Origin of the sequence: Clostridium estertheticum, from assembly GCF_018861295.1 — a bacterium.
Taxonomy (GTDB): domain Bacteria; phylum Bacillota; class Clostridia; order Clostridiales; family Clostridiaceae; genus Clostridium_AD; species Clostridium_AD estertheticum_D.
In genome coordinates this window covers 87,305-103,698 of sequence record NZ_JAHLDM010000020.1, presented here as the reverse complement: position 1 = coordinate 103,698, position 16,394 = coordinate 87,305, and the positions used below count along the sequence as shown (strand labels likewise).

Here is a 16,394-nt window from a genome sequence, read left to right as displayed (position 1 = left end):
GAAAAGCTTTAAGACTTATGAAACAGGCAGAAAAATTTAAAAGACCTGTTATTTGTTTTGTTGATACTCCAGGGGCATATTGTGGATTAGGGGCAGAAGAAAGAGGTCAAGGTGAAGCAATAGCTAGAAATCTTATGTATATGTCAACTTTAAAAACACCAATAATTTCAATAGTCATTGGTGAAGGTGGAAGTGGTGGAGCTTTAGCAATGGCGGTAGCGGATGAAGTTTGGATGCTCGAACATGCAATTTACTCTATTTTATCACCGGAAGGTTTTGCTAGTATATTATATAAAGATGCAAGTCTTGCAAGTGAAGCAGCGAGTGACATGAAAATAACAGCTCAGGATTTGATAAATTACGAAGTAATAGATAGAATTATAAAAGAACCTCTAGGTGGAGCACATACTAATATAGATGAGATGTCAATTAGTATTAAACGCAATTTAGAAGAAGCAATTGGTAGATTAAAATGTGAATCGATAGAATCCCTTCTTACTAAAAGATATTATAAGTTTAGAAAAATTGGTAAGGTAGTAGAATAATTAGTAATTTTCACTTCAATGAGGCTAGGAAAAGTATATTTGCTTTTCTTTTTTTGTATAGAGGTGTATATATAAATTATATAGAATAAAAGGTGAAAATAATATTTAAAGAAGGGCAAAGGGGATTTAAGTTATGAGTAAAACACATAGTGAAATAATTCTAGTAATAGATTCAGGATGCGATTTACCTTTAGAATATATTAAACAGGATAGTATAGTACCATTAGGGTTGATTTGTAACTTTAAAGGGCAAGCAATAGAAGACGATTTTGGAGAGAATTTTACCCGCAAAGATTTTTATGACGCTTTAAGGCAGGGAGAAACGCCTACTACATCACAAATTAATAGCCAAATATATTTAAATATATTTAAAAAGTATGTTTTACTGAAAAAGTCTATAATATATATTGCATTGTCTTCTGCATTAACTGGAACTATTAATAGTGCGAATATAGCAAGAGAAACTATACTTGAAGATTTACCCGATGCTGATATAAGAATAGTAGATAGTAAATGCGCAAGCCTTGGACAGGGACTTTTAACACATTATGCATATGAAATGTTGAAGAGTGGTAAATCTACAGGAGAGATAGTTAAATGGCTTGAGGAGAATAAACTGAGGATTAATCATTGGTTTACGGTTAATGATTTAAATCATTTAAAAAGAGGTGGAAGGATATCTAGTTCTGCAGCAGTTGTTGGTACATTACTAAATATAAAACCTGTTTTATTTGTGGACAACGAAGGTAGGCTTATACCGTTCTCGAAGTGTAGAGGAAGAAAAAAAGCAATAAGTACTTTAGTACAAAAGTTTAAGGAAAAGTCAGATCCAAGCATTAAGCAAGTTATTGCAATAAGTCATGGGGATTGCCTAGGAGATGCATTAGCTTTAGAATTATTACTTAGAGAAAATGGAAATGTTAAGGACGTTATTTTAAATTATGTTGGTACGGCAGTAGGGTCACATGTAGGACCAGAGATGTTAGGAATATTTTTTATAGCAAAAGAAAGATAAAAGATTGGATATATTAATAGTAATAAATCGCAATTATAATAACACATCATATATTAATATAAGATCATTATAATATAGTAAAGGGAAGATGTCATAGGGCATCTTCCTTTTGATTTAGGGATATTCAAAAACTATTTTGTTTCTTTTCCTAATTTTTTAGATTCTTTAGAAACACCTATTTCATTAGCAGTTTCCATTCTCATTTTATCTAATTCTGTTTTTGTTTTTTGACTAGCTTTTTTATTGTCTTTACTGTTTTTGTTGTCTTTATGTGACATATAAAGATCCTCCTTACATTTTTTAAGAGCACAAAATAATTATTAATCCATTACTCTTAATATTAAATATTTCAGTATTAGTATAACCAAATTTTATATACTTATTCTATAAAATGTTATTAATTAAAATGTTACTTCTAATGATATAATACTATTATTAAATAAATTTACATTGGAGGAGTTATTGATATGGATAAAACAATAGGATTTATAGGTTGTGGGAATATGGCAAGAGCTATGATAAGTGGAATAGTTAAATCAAATTTAGTCCCTAGCGAAAATATAATAGCAAGTAATCCATCAGATAAGAATTTGAGTAAGGTAAAAGAAGAACATAATATTATAGTAACAAATGATAACATAGAAGTTGCAAAGTTTTCTAATATAGTAATACTTGCTGTAAAACCTTATAAATATATTGATGTCATTGAGGAAATAAAACCATATTTAAAGAAAGATGTGGTTATAGTAACTATTGCAGCAGGAATAACTTTAGATCATATGAGTAATTTATTAGGGGAGAAAGCAAAAGTTATAAGAACTATGCCCAATACTCCAGCACTTGTTTCCGAGGGAATGAGTGCACTTTGTTCAAATATAAATATAACTCATGATGAATTACAAGATGTATTAAAAATATTTGAAAGCTTTGGCAAGGTAGAAATATTAGACGAAAAACTTATTGACGTAGTTCCGTCGGTTAGTGGATCATCTCCGGCTTATGTGTATATGTTTATAGAAGCGCTAGGCGATGGCGCAGTGCTTCAAGGTATGCCAAGAAGCAAAGCTTATAAAATGGCAGCACAGGCAGTGCTAGGGGCTGCTAAAATGGTACTTGAGACTGGTGAACATCCAGGAAAACTTAAAGACGATGTATGTTCTCCAGGGGGAACTACTATAGAGGCAGTATACACATTAGAAAAGAATAATTTTAGAGGTACTGTAATTTCAGCTATGGAGAGTTGCACGGAGAAGGCAATAAAAATGGGTGAAAATTAAATGAATAGAGTTTATACTTTGTTTATAATTTGTTTATAGAAAGTAGAGACATGTAATTTAAAATAGAATTATGAAAGACTTTCATGTTAAAAAACAAATTTATAACAAAGAGGAGATTAAATGAAATGAAGTTAAATAAAAAAACAGCAATAATTGTAAGTTTTGCTCTAGGAAGTGTAATGTTTGCAACTACTGCTATGGCCCAAGTATTAACTAAAAGTGGATATGACCAACTTAAGGATTCTCTTAAGTATACAGCAGAAAGTGCTACAACTAAATTAACAAGTTATACGGGAGATATGTCAATTATAATAAAAGACAATGGTAATGTAGTTTATTCTGATGATTCTCTTAGTAAAGTTGACGTATCAAAGGGAGCTAAAGAAACTGTAACAACAAGACTTGATGGCTTGAAAAAAACTGAGGGTTATACTTACTCTGATAAAAATGGTTATATAAATAAAAATAATGAACAAAAAATTTATTATATAACTGATGCCGCAAAACCTAGTGGTGCTATATCTTCAAGCAATCCGTTTAAAGACGAAGGAGCGGATGATATGGAAAAAATTGCAGATACTGTCGTTGGTAACTTAAAAGATGCAGTTGTGGTTAAGCAAAATGCAGATGGAAGTAAGGCTTTATCTGGTTCTTTAAGTGAAGCGCAAATACCAGCCCTTATTAATGCAGTGGTATCTCTTGAATCTAAGAGTGCATTCGGTAATAGGTCTAATACTGAGAGTAATATGCCTAAAATAACAAGCGATATATTTGTAAAAGAAGTTAAAGGAAATATGGTAACAACTAAAGAAGGCCTTATTCAAACTATTCTTGGTACTGGAGTGATTTCTGGTAAAGATGTAAAAGGCGTAGAACATAAGTTAACCTTTGAGTTACTAGCAAAAATGACAAATGTTAACTCAACTAAAGTTAGTAGACCTGATTTAACGGGTAAGAAAGTAGTGAAGAATGTAGACATAGATAGTACTAAATTAACCAATCCTGGCAAATATATAGGGAAATATAAAACGGATATTTTAGTAGATAAGGGAGCAAAATTTGAAAAAATAGGTGAACAGTTTATAGATATTAATGCAGTAGACGACAATGGTATTAGTGGAAGATATTATGAAGAGTATGTAAAGGGATATGAAGAATATGTAACTGACAAAAAAGACTTTAAGTTTAGTGCTAAATTTAGTGATAAAAATAATAAATATAATGGTACTTTTAGTAGCACTGATTCTTCAAATAAAAAGACCGAAGGAAGGATATATATTAACCAACAATCAGCAGAAATAGGATTTAGCATAAATGGAGCTATAAATGGAGAAAAAATTACGGATGATATGTTTAGTAAAACATTCAACTAATAATATATAAATTTATGCTTATTATAATAGGAGACTCTAGGACAAAATGCATATATTATGAGGAGTCTCCTTTTGTGAATTGACTGGAGAACTAATTTCAGTATGTGAAAGTGTAATTGGGGGGAAATAAATGGAGAAAGTAATTGAGATTAAAAACCTTTCCAAGGTATATAAAAATGGAAGAGGGATAACAGATATAAATCTTGATATACATAGAGGGGAGATTTTTGGATTTCTAGGACCTAATGGTGCTGGGAAAACCACTGCTATGAAAATTATGACTGGACTAATAAGACCAGACAGTGGGGATGTAAAAATCTTAGGACATAGTATACTAGAGGATTATGAACAAGTAATGAAAAAAGTCGGGTGCATTATAGAAACAGCAGAAACCTATTCATATTTAACAGCTTATGAGAATCTAAAGCAAGTCTCAAGATATTATAAGGATGTTGATGATCAGAGAATTGATGAAGTTTTAGAGCTAACAGGTATTCTTAAATACAAAAACGAGAAACCTAGAAAATTCTCGCTTGGAATGAAACAAAGACTAGGAATTGCAGCAGCAATTTTAGCAAGGCCAGAGGTAATTATATTAGATGAACCTTTAAATGGACTTGATGTTGAGGGAATGATTGCTATGAGAAATATAGTGAAGGACCTTGCAGCAAAGGAAAATACAACATTTTTTATATCAAGTCATCTTATTCACGATGTTGAACTTACTTGTACACACATTGGTGTGTTATACAATGGGAGAATGCTTAATGTTGATACTATGAAGAATATATTAAATAATTATTCAACACTTGAAAATTATTTTGTTAGTGAGGTAGAGCGAAATGGTAGAATTTAAAGCTGCTTTAATAAATGAAATTGAGAAGTTATATAAAAGAAAAAAAATTATTGTCGCAGTAATCATATCAATTATTGTAATTATTGTTGGACAGTTATCTATGGTGGTTTTAAGATCTGGTTTTGGACTACGAGGAGTTTCCAGCATGGAATTTCCTATACTTGTTCTCTCAGTAGTTGTAAATACAATATTACCTTTATTTACTGCTCTTGTTACAATTGAGAGTTTCTCAGGGGAGTTTTCACAAAACACTATGAAAATTGCACTAACAAGACCCATCTCACGGTTCAAATTTTATGCATCAAAGTTAATTGCAATTATGTTATTTATCATAGCGAATCTTTTATTTATAATGATTTTTTCAATAATTGCGGGTTGTCTTTTTAATTCAAACTCAGCTACATTTAGTAGTGTTATTAGAATTCTAGTTTCATATATTGTAACGCTAATTCCTATGGTGATATTATCAATAATAATTGCATTTTTTGCAAATATAATTAAAAGTGGGATAGGCGTGTTTTTTCTGTCTATTTTTGTTTTTGTCATGTTTAAAGGACTCGGAATTGTATTTTACAGATATTCGGGTATATTCATTACATCAATGATGAACTGGTATACGCTATTTACTATGGATACTGTACCTATTTTAAAAATCTTTCTTCAATTTATGATGATGATTAGTTATGGTATAATATTTTTTACAGCAGGATATTATATATTTGACAAAAAGGAATTTTAAAGACATTTTTGAGGTGAAAAATGAATATAAAAAAACGATTGATTTTTTCTAACACTGTAACTGTGATAGTTCCTTTTGTAATTACAATTGTAGCTGCGGTCTTATTTATTTTTATCTCTTCAACCATTTTTAAAAAGGACGTAAGTTATGGTAATTTTAAAAAGTTCATATTCATAAAGACCCAATTAGCTGATACTAGCAATATTGTACGTAATCAAAGTTCTTATAATATGGAGGATATAAAATATCAACAATATTTACATCAAAAGTTATCAACCATAAATGGAGAAATCATAATACTTAAAAACAATACTATTATTTTCACTTCAAAGGATGTAAATAAAATTGACATAGAGAAATGTTTAGTAGAAGCTAATACTAAATTTGAAAAAAAATTAGTAGAAATTGATGCTACATCTTACATGGTAGAAGTAGCTCCAATTAGTTTTAGTGATGGTAACAGGGGGAATGTCATATTACTTGCTCCAGTATTTAGGTATTCAAGCATTCTAGAAGAGTTTATTATATTTATAGTTGCAATATTCCTTATATCATTTATAGCACTCAACATATATATGTCCTTTCTACTGTCTAAAAGGATAATAAAGCCCTTATCACTTTTAAGTATAGCTGTAGGAGAAATTAGTAAGGGTGATTTAAATTTAGAAATTATTGAAGTTGGAGATCAAGAAATTAAGAAGTTATGTGCTGATTTTGAAAAGATGAGAATACAACTTAAAGATTCTATCCGCCTCAAAAAGAAGTATGACGAGAATCGGACGATGCTCGTTTCTAGTATATCCCATGATCTTAAAACACCTATAACATCAATAAAAGGTTATGTTAATGGTATTTTGGATGGGGTTGCTAATACTCCTGAAAAGCAAAATCGATATTTAAAGACCATTTATTCAAAGGCTACGCAGATGGATATTATGATTAATGATTTGCTTTTATATTCGAAGTTAGATCTCAGTCAATTACCCTTTAATTTTGAAAACACAGATATTATGGATTATTTTAAATACTGTATTCATGAAAGTGCACCAGAGCTTGAAAAGTCGAACATAGAAATTTGTTTGAAAAACAATTTAGATGGTTTAAAATACGTTAAGATTGATAGAGAAAGATTAATGAGAGTGATACTAAATATTATTGATAATTCTCGTAAATATATGGATAAAGAGCAAGGTAAAATTACAATTATTCTTAGAGAAACTAATTCTAGCATTATAATTGAAATAAGGGATAATGGTTCTGGTATTGATGAAAATGATGTAAATAAAATTTTTGATAGATTTTACAGAGCAGATGCAGCGAGAAGTGAAGCAAATGGAAGTGGACTAGGGCTTGCAATTGCAAAACAAATTGTAGAGGGACACGGCGGCACAATATGGGCTGTGAGTCATGAAAATGAGGGTACAAGTATTTTGATGTCATTTGGGAAAATATAAAATAAAGGAGTATTATGAAAAAAATTTTAATAGTAGAAGATGATATAAGCATTGCTAGGCTTCAAAAAGACTATTTGGAGATTGAAGGCTTTGAAGTTAAAATATGTAATGATGGGGTAGATGGATTAAATGCTCTGAAAACAAAGGAATTTGATTTGTTAATTCTTGATGTTATGCTTCCTAAAATTGATGGATTTACTATTTTGCGCAGTATGCAAGAGGATAAGGAAATCCCAGTTTTAATGGTATCTGCAAAAAAAGAAGATATTGACAAAATAAAGGGGCTCAGTCTTGGTGCTGATGACTATATTACAAAGCCATTTAACCCAAGTGAACTAGTTGCTAGAGTTAAATCACATATTCGAAATTACGAGCGAATAAAGAATAAATTTAACTCTGTGGTGAAAAGTAGCACTATTATAATAAGGGGACTAGAAATAAGAAAGGATTGTAGGCAGGTATTCGTAAATGGTATTGAAATAAATTTAGCTCAAAAGGAGTTTGATTTATTACTTTATTTGGCTGAAAACCCTAATAGGGTATTTAGTAAAGTTGAATTATTTGAAAAAATATGGGGATACGATGCTTTATCAGATACTGCCACTGTAACAGTACATATCGGAAGAGTAAGGGAAAAAATAGAAAAATTTACATCTCAGCCTCAATATATTGAAACTGTTTGGGGAACTGGGTACAGGCTTAGGGTATAGATATATCCTAGGCTTATATTTTTTTATTATCCTTAATATTTTAAGTGTTTAAAATTATATGTATTAAGTTTGTAGGTAATAAAAATTACAAGCAAAACATATATATTTATTATGAAAATAAAACATATAAAATCTATTGACTAACGAACAAATGTTCGTTACAATGTATACATAATATAATAAGACAAAATACTTTTAAAGTATTTATAAATATATAATTATTTCATCTTATAATAGTTTTAACGACATTTCAGAAGGAAAGTCTCTCACTTCAATAAGTGGGAGTTATATACCCTAACAAATAGAAAACTTCAGTGGGCGTATAAATCTCCTTCTGAAGTCGTTAATATTGTAGCTCCGTAGGAGATGATTTAATATGTACCTAAACTGCATTTCTAAAGTAGATTATTGGACTGGGGGAAAACAAATGGAAACAAAAGATTTATTGGTTAAAATAAATTATTCAAGAGAGGGTAATGACAGTTTAGCAATAACTTATGCTTCAAGTACTGATAAGATTAATCGTTCTTCTAAATATTTAATATGTGGGGGAATGTATAATAGAAATGGTGGAACTATAATGTTTAAGGCTAAGAATATAGAAGAAGCTGCAGAAATAGCTAACAATAATTTAGTAGTTAATGCAAGTTCTAATAAATACCAGTATCTTAAAAAGGATTATATAATAAATAATATATAGAAAATAGGTCGTTAAAAACATATATTAGGTTACCGCAAATGTTTTAATAAAAAAGATATTCTTTAAGTTAAAGAATATCTTTTTTAGCGTTTAATTGTTAAAGTATGTAACATTAGTAAACGGCAAATTCAATATTTTTAATTACAATATCTAATTGTGAAACGAGAGAAACAGTTGTGCCGACTTCTAGCACAAATAAAGATGTTACAAAATGTATATATATAATAATACATTTTACACTATTGTGAGCTAATATTACATTAATAATTATTAATTAGTGCACAACAATTGTAAAGAAGGGGTATAATAGTAACTGTAATAAAAGATTAAATCATCAATAAAGCATATAGCCTTGATAATTTAAGGTTGCTTAAAGATAAGCATATACTTAGCATAATAAAAAATAACAAGTCTAAGATGCCTTATAACTAATTTGTAGTTAATATTGATGTTTAGAATAATTTTAGGTGGGAGGAAATGAAATGAATAAACTATCACGAAACGATGTGTGTTGGTGTGGAAGTGGCAAGAAATATAAAAAATGTCATATGGATCAAGACGTATTTATAAGCAATATAGAGGAGAAAGTTGGGTATACAATACCTAGAGATATCATGAAAACGCAGGAACAAATAGAAGGTATAAGAAAAAGTTGTAAACTAACTCATGATGTACTAGATATTGTTAGTGAGAGAATAAAAGTGGGAGTAACCACAGAAGAAATTAATACTTGGGTACATGAATATACGGTAGAGCATAATGCATACCCAGCACCATTAGGCTACGGTGGATTCCCTAAGAGTGTATGTACATCAATAAATGACGTGATATGCCATGGTATACCATGTGAAACTGTTCTAAAAGATGGCGATATAGTTAATGTAGATGTATCTTGCATATTAGACGGATATTACGGTGACGCTAGTAGAATGTACATAATAGGAGAGGGTTCAAAAGCGGCAGTAGATTTGGTGCGTGTATCAAAGGAATGTCTAGACCTTGGAATAGAACAAGTGAAACCATTTAATACGCTTGGGGATATTGGAAATGCTATTCAGCAACATGCAGAAAGTCTTGGCTATTCTGTAGTTTATGATTATGGTGGTCATGGTGTTGGACTAGAATTCCATGAAGAACCATTTGTAGCTCATATAGGTAAAAAAGGTGAGGGTACAATATTATTACCTAATATGACGTTTACTATTGAACCTATGATTAATATCGGGAGCCCAGATACCAGAGTACTTGATGATGATTGGACAGCGGTTACAACAGATGGCTCATTGTCATCTCAGTGGGAACATACCATACTTATTACTCAAACAGGTTATGAGATATTAACTTAAGTTTTAATGAACAAATAACAGTTTATAGGGAGAGTCCACGTTACATATGGTGGACTTTCCCTTTTTTTTTGATAAGTTGTTTTTGACTTAAGTCATTTTGATGACTTAGACTACTCAACTTTTATTATGTATGTGAATTCATCTAAGGAGCAAGACTCTTTTTTCCAGCTCTTATAATAAGAAAAGGTTATTTTACATTCACCAGAAGCCAAAGATTTAAATTTCCAGATAATTTGATTACTTCCACCTAAGATATTAGGTTTATTAAAATCAAATATTTTTTTCTCTTCCAATAATATAATAGAAGGATCAGAGGTGGTGTAGTACCAGCAATATCCAGTTGTTGGGGATTCAGTAAGTTCAATAATCATATGCTCATTTATAGGTATAAGGTTTATAAGCTTATGGCCTAAAACTATAGCATTTGACTTGAAGTTTTCATATTCGTAAGTCAAGTAAGTACCCTCCTTAATCATCACCTGCGCAGATTTATTAATAAAATAGTATGAATAGCATAAATATAGTATTATTATTTCTTTTTTTTATATATTTATTCATGTAACAACGGTATCCTAAATGTCATTTTAGTAGCCAAATTTAACATTTTATATAAAAACAGTAAATTAACATATTTTATTGGTATAATATATAGATATACAAATTTTAACATAAACATTGAAATGGTTTATTATATATTAATGGGATAAAGAATCTAGAGTGTACTATATTTGAAAATGAATTTCTAGCATTATCTAAAATGTTAATTTAATTGATATTTGAGGAAGTGATTAAAGTGGAAATTATTAATAATAGATATCGAATAGTTAAATCTATAAAACAAAATAGGTTAGTTTCCAGTTATATTGTAAATGATATAAGAAAAAATTATGATACGGTACAATTAAATATTCTTAACTCGGATTATTTAAAGAAAGAGTTAATAGAATTTTATACAAAAGAATTTATAAGTTTAACTAATTTAAAATGCGGAAATATAACATTAGTATATGACTTTGATTTAATAAATTTATTAGATAATAAAAAATTAGATGATAAAGTTTATTTTTTCACAAATGAGTATGTTAAAAATGATTTTAGTATTTTAGATGTAGTAAGTAATATGCAAAGTGATGAGTTATTAGATTTATTTATAGAAATATGTCAAAGTATAAATTATCTCCATTTAAAAGGATTTGTTTATAGTGATATAAATTTAAGTAATATAATAGTTACGAATACAAAATACAAAATAAATTGCGTTAAATTCAAAGATTTTGCAACAGTTGAACTTGAAAAACAAACTTTTTGGAAAGATGAGAATAATGAGGAATATTTTAAGGCTCCAGAGATATTAAAAGGTAAGAAATGTAGTATATTTAGTGATATATATTCTCTAGGAATTTTACTGTTTATCATATATATGAAGAGTGAAAATTGTAATTTTGTTATAAACGATGAAATTAATGATATTAAAATAAAAGAGACATTTAATAATAATAGAAATCTTAACATAAATTTTCAAATGATTATTGAAAAGATGGTTTATAGTGATATTACAAAACGATATCAAAATATTTCAGAATTAGTAATAGACATAAATAACTTATTTGAAAAGCGATACCTCTCATATAGAAAGAAGGAAATAAATAAATTAAATACTAACTTAAAAATGATAGGCAGAGGGGATGAAGTATATAAAATTATCAATAGCTATGAATGTATAAAAAATGAAGGTGAAAATAATCTTACGGTTTTTATACATGGCGAATCGGGTATTGGTAAAACGCGGTTTCTTAAGTCATTAAAATATCTTTTTTCTTTGAGAAAAGTAAATGTTTATAATAGTTTTACATTAGAGGCTTCTACTAAAAACAGTAGTGTGGCTTTTGTAGATATATTAAAACAGCTCATTTCTGAATGCGAACCAGAAATACTAGAAAGATATGAATCTGAATTGGTAAAATTTATACCTGAATTAGGTAGTAAAAAGAATATAATACATTCAAAACCATTGAGTGGAGACAAAGAAAAATATAGACTTATACACTTTGCTGCGGGTTTTATAGAAGAGTGTATAGGTAATAAACCTATAGTTATAATTATTGATAATTTTCATTTAGCAGATGAGTTTACAATTGAATTAATAGAATATATTACGAGAAAGAAGTTACAAAACAAAAAAATCATGATTATAATGTCATACTGCGATGGGGAATGCGTACTAAATAAAAAATTTATAAAATTCAAGCAGACTATATCTAGGAGTGCTGTAGTAACAAATGTATTTTTGAAAGAGTTAAGTGAAATAGAAGTAGGGAAAATGATTGAAAATATTTTAAGTATGCCTAATATACCATATAAATTTGCAGAGAGTATATTTGAAAAGACAAAAGGCAATCCATTATTTGTGCAAGAAATTATAAAGAGCTTTTTCAATAAAAAAAGTATTTATATAGATAAAGAAAAAGGGTGTTGGACTATAGATTACGATTATTCTAAATTTAATGTGCCAGAGGATATGCATCCAATACTGCTAAATCAAGTTAAAGAAATGGGAAAATTAAATTTTAATATTTTAAAAATAATATCGATATTTAAAAGCGCGGTTTCTTTAGAAGTGATAAAGGGTTTTATTAATAAGAATAGTGAAGAACTCGAGATAGTTATTAAGGGGCTTATTTCCTCGGGAATATTATGTAAAAAAATTGAGGATAGAGGTTTTGTATTTGATTTTTATAATAAGTTTCTTAAAAGCCTTATGTATGAAAGAATTAGTGATGAAGATAAAAAAAACATGCATAGATTAGCATCGGTACTACTTGAAGGTTTTTATGCACAGGGTGGTACAGAATATATTGAGGAGCTAATTTATCACTTAGAAAAGTCAGATCAACGGCAGAAGATTATTGAATACTGCATTGAAAATGCACGAAAAATGAAACTTTTAAAAAATAGAAGCGATGCAATAAAAAATTTAACTAAAGCAGTATCGATAATCAATTGTTTAAATAATCCAGTTCAAAACATCAAGCTTATTATGGATCTAGCCGATTTGCATGAACAAGAAGGACATAATTCTATCGCTATAAAATACTATTTATCGCTTCAAATGTACAATGATAATACTCAGTTGCATAATTACATAATAGATAGCTTGATTAAAGTTGCAACGGTATATTTAAATAAAAATGATATAAAGAGTGTTATTTATTATATTAAAAAAATTAATACCATGCTAGAAAAAACAGATTATTGCTCTGGATGGCTTAAGTGTCAAGGAATCCAAGCTTGTGTATATGAGATAAGGCAAGAGTATGAAAATGTTGAAACAATATGTAAAAGTGGTATAGAAATGTGCAAGGGTGAATATGAAAAACTGAAATCGATATTTTATAATCATAAGGGTATAGTTCTTATGAGAATAGGTAGAGCGCAGGAATCATTAATATTTTTTAAAAAGGCAATAACTATATGTAATAAATATAACAATATTGATGAATTAATAAAAGCGTTAAATTATATAGGAGTTATTTATGAATATTATTACCAAGATAATAATATGGCTACAAAATATTTTTTAAAAACAAAAAAAGTATGTGAAAAGAATAATATGAGTAATAGAGAGGTAGATGCATTAATTAACATCGCTGTGACGCATTCTTTAGTAGAAAAGTATGAAATATCACTACAATGTTTTATTGAACAGTTAGGGAAATGTAGAAAATATGAATTTGAGCTAAAATTATTTTATTGTTATACATCGATTGCTAGTATCTATTTAAGATTAGATGATTACGATAATGCTTATAAGTATTATGAACTTTGCAATAAGGAGATTACTAATCATCCCGATCAAAGGGAAAACATTGAAATATTTTATCTTTTAGCAGCTGAGATTAACTATAAATTGGGGGACATGCAAAAGGCTCAGTCTTATATTAATAAAGTATTAGTACTATATGGGAACAATCAATCTATACTTGCATTATGGGCTAAGATTTTAAATAAATGTATAAAAATATATTTGAGAAAAAATGATGATGATTTAATGAATGATATTACAAATATTGTAACAATAGCCAATAAAGTATTATATGTAAGCAGTAGACTTAATATATTTTATGGAGTGGTAATACTTTTATATGATAATAAAATACAAGAGTATGCATCAATTATTTTTAATGAGATTAATAAGATTAATATCGATATTGATATAAAAGACCACAGAGTATATGTTAAAAAGTTATATGTTGACGGATTAATAGAAAATAAGAATAGTATTAAGTTTTTTAACGAGGCTTTAGAGTATTCAAAAAAGTATAAAGAAATAGACATATGTTGGAAAATATATACTGCGATTGGTGATTATTATTTTAACAAAGAGGATTATTTGTATGCAGTAATATATTACTTTGAAGCTTGTGGTATATTAAAGAACATAAATCTTAAATTGCCAATTAAGTATAGATTATCTTATATAAGATTAAACAATGCAATAAGACCTTTCAATAGATTTTTGGGAATTAACAATTATTATAAAAATAATAAGGATACCTCCATGCTCAAATTTGAACAGGCAAGTATTAGCGATGAAGAGGGATTAATAGATATATTAGAGCAGGTAAACCATAAGGATATTTTGAAAAATGAAAACTTTATAAAATCTATTAAAAAAATATACTCAGTTTCTCTTCATGAGGGTATCCATGATATAGGTGATGTATTAGAAAACTTGCAATCTGATAACTTAAGAAACTTAGAACTCATAATTGATTATTTGTCTTATATAACATTGGCGACTAGAGGAATAATAATTATTAAGGATGATGACAATAAAGAATATAAAGTTATTGCAGCTAGTGATAGAAAATACGAGTTACCACAGTCAGCAGAAAAATTATCTGAAATACTATGCCAAGATAAAGCAGAGTTAGTAACAGATAGTTATCAAAATCAAAATGCAGCTGGCGATAAAAATAATATTTATAATACTATAAAGGCGTATATTTGCATCCCAATTATTATGGAAGATATTACTGAAAAAAGTATTGTGAAGAATGAAAGAAGAAAAAGAATACAAGGGAGTAAGTATATAATTGGTCACATATATATTGAATCTCAAAGAGTACTAAATAATTTAAATAATGCTAGTATGAAAAAATGTATGGAACTTAGCAAAGTAATAGGTATAATAATTGAAAAGTATAAGCTTAGACTAAGTTCATCTGTTGATAAATTGACGGGAACACTTACTAGGAAATATCTAGAAGAGGCATTAGATGAACAAATTGAAAAATCAAGTCTTGATGAAAGTAAATTTTCTCTTATTATGTATGATTTAGATTATTTTAAAATTATAAATGATAAGTTTGGACATAGGACAGGAGATTATGCTTTAAAGAGGGTTTGTGACGTTGTGTTAAGTAATTTAAGAGATACAGATATTGTTGGTAGATACGGGGGAGAAGAGTTTATTGTTATTCTTCCAGATACAGATATTTATGAAGCACAGCTTGTGGCTGAAAAACTTAGAAGTAAAATAGAGCAAGAAAAAATATTAGACAATAGACGTGATGTTACTGTAAGTTTGGGTGTTATAACGTGCCCGATGCAGGGGGAGTGGCAAGGTGAATTAGTTGAGAGGGTAGATCAAGCATTATATGTGGCGAAGCAGCAGGGGAGAAATCGATATGTTACTTGGAATAGTGATTTCTCCAAAAAGGCGAAAAAAACAGATAGACTTGCGGGTATAATATCTGGTAATGAATTGCAAGATCACCGGAATGTGCTTGCAATGATAGAATTAATTGAACTAATAAATATAAATTTAATAAAAGAAGATAAGATATATAGTCTACTCGGAAGGATTATTGAAATTACAGAAGCACAAAAAGGTATTTTATTTCTTGTAGAAAATGGAGACATTACCGAAAAATATTCAAGAGAGATATTTATAAATGAATGGGTAGATAGCGATACTTATAATAAAAGTATAATAAAATCTGTACTCGATAGTAAGCAGGGAGTTTGGAAGATAGATTGGGATACGATAATTGAATATGATGTTGTTACAGGTGCGCCTAACTGGCAATCGGTTATTGTAATGCCACTTATCAAGGATGATTATGTAAAAGGAGTACTATACTTATCCGAATCGACGCAAGTTAAAGAGTTTAGTTTTGACGATTTTAACTTTGTAAGTATGCTTGGTAAGATAATAGTCCCAATACTATAGCTTAAATTATTTTTTAGTTGATGTATAGTATAGACTAAATAAAAATTAGGAAAGATAGATATATAAAATAATTTATGTTGTTAGCAGTGTGGAATAAAATGGTGTATAATTAGTATAATAAAAGTAATTTTAATATTAGATAGC

13 protein-coding genes are annotated in these 16,394 nt (G+C 28.7%); 11 read left to right on the top strand and 2 right to left on the bottom strand.

Annotation, left to right across the window (positions count from 1 at the left end; all coding sequences use genetic code 11):
• Both KPL54_RS17980 and KPL54_RS17975 read left to right on the top strand, forming a co-directional pair.
• The coding region (locus tag KPL54_RS17980; protein ID WP_290444454.1) for a carboxyl transferase domain-containing protein at window positions 1-545 on the top strand (545 nt) is incomplete at its 5' end.
• Between the two features lie 133 nt (window positions 546-678).
• A complete protein-coding gene (locus KPL54_RS17975) occupies window positions 679-1,560 on the top strand; it encodes a DegV family protein (RefSeq protein WP_216107868.1) in 882 nt (293 codons plus the stop codon).
• Between the two features lie 131 nt (window positions 1,561-1,691).
• On the opposite strand, the gene KPL54_RS17970 is transcribed toward KPL54_RS17975, so the two are convergent.
• Window positions 1,692-1,838: a small, acid-soluble spore protein, alpha/beta type gene (locus KPL54_RS17970; RefSeq protein WP_216107867.1), complete on the bottom strand. Its 147-nt coding sequence runs from the start codon at window positions 1,836-1,838 to the stop codon at window positions 1,692-1,694.
• A 189-nt stretch (window positions 1,839-2,027) separates the two neighbouring features.
• On the opposite strand from KPL54_RS17970, the gene proC reads away from it, so the two are divergent.
• The 8 genes from proC to KPL54_RS17930 all read left to right on the top strand — a co-directional run bounded on the left by proC (window position 2,028) and on the right by KPL54_RS17930 (window position 10,015).
• A complete protein-coding gene (proC, locus tag KPL54_RS17965; protein WP_216107866.1) occupies window positions 2,028-2,837 on the top strand; it encodes a pyrroline-5-carboxylate reductase in 810 nt (269 codons plus the stop codon).
• Between the two features lie 125 nt (window positions 2,838-2,962).
• Window positions 2,963-4,210, top strand: a complete 1,248-nt coding sequence (locus tag KPL54_RS17960; protein WP_253203563.1) for a hypothetical protein — start codon at window positions 2,963-2,965, stop codon at window positions 4,208-4,210.
• Between the two features lie 130 nt (window positions 4,211-4,340).
• Window positions 4,341-5,066: an ABC transporter ATP-binding protein gene (locus KPL54_RS17955; protein ID WP_216107865.1), complete on the top strand. Its 726-nt coding sequence runs from the start codon at window positions 4,341-4,343 to the stop codon at window positions 5,064-5,066.
• Window positions 5,053-5,805: an ABC transporter permease gene (locus tag KPL54_RS17950; protein WP_216107864.1), complete on the top strand. Its 753-nt coding sequence runs from the start codon at window positions 5,053-5,055 to the stop codon at window positions 5,803-5,805. The genes KPL54_RS17955 and KPL54_RS17950 overlap by 14 nt, the downstream gene beginning before the upstream one ends.
• Window positions 5,806-5,825: 20 nt before the next feature.
• Window positions 5,826-7,259, top strand: coding sequence for a sensor histidine kinase (locus KPL54_RS17945; protein ID WP_216107863.1), 1,434 nt, complete (start codon window positions 5,826-5,828; stop codon window positions 7,257-7,259).
• Window positions 7,260-7,273: 14 nt separating this feature from the next.
• Window positions 7,274-7,969, top strand: a complete 696-nt coding sequence (locus KPL54_RS17940) for a response regulator transcription factor (RefSeq protein ID WP_216107862.1) — start codon at window positions 7,274-7,276, stop codon at window positions 7,967-7,969.
• Between the two features lie 427 nt (window positions 7,970-8,396).
• On the top strand, window positions 8,397-8,669 hold the full coding sequence (locus KPL54_RS17935) for a hypothetical protein (RefSeq protein ID WP_071614733.1): 273 nt from the start codon (window positions 8,397-8,399) through the stop codon (window positions 8,667-8,669).
• Between the two features lie 482 nt (window positions 8,670-9,151).
• Window positions 9,152-10,015: a methionyl aminopeptidase gene (locus tag KPL54_RS17930; protein WP_216107861.1), complete on the top strand. Its 864-nt coding sequence runs from the start codon at window positions 9,152-9,154 to the stop codon at window positions 10,013-10,015.
• Window positions 10,016-10,125: 110 nt separating this feature from the next.
• Here the strand turns inward: KPL54_RS17930 and KPL54_RS17925 are convergent, their stop codons facing one another.
• Window positions 10,126-10,470 (bottom strand): protease inhibitor I42 family protein, encoded by a 345-nt coding sequence (locus KPL54_RS17925; RefSeq protein ID WP_216107860.1) that lies wholly within the window; start codon window positions 10,468-10,470, stop codon window positions 10,126-10,128.
• 338 nt (window positions 10,471-10,808) lie between these two features.
• Here KPL54_RS17925 and KPL54_RS17920 point away from each other — a divergent pair, with 338 nt between their 5' ends.
• Window positions 10,809-16,250, top strand: a complete 5,442-nt coding sequence (locus KPL54_RS17920; protein WP_216107859.1) for a diguanylate cyclase — start codon at window positions 10,809-10,811, stop codon at window positions 16,248-16,250.
• The last annotated feature ends 144 nt before the right edge of the window (window positions 16,251-16,394 follow it).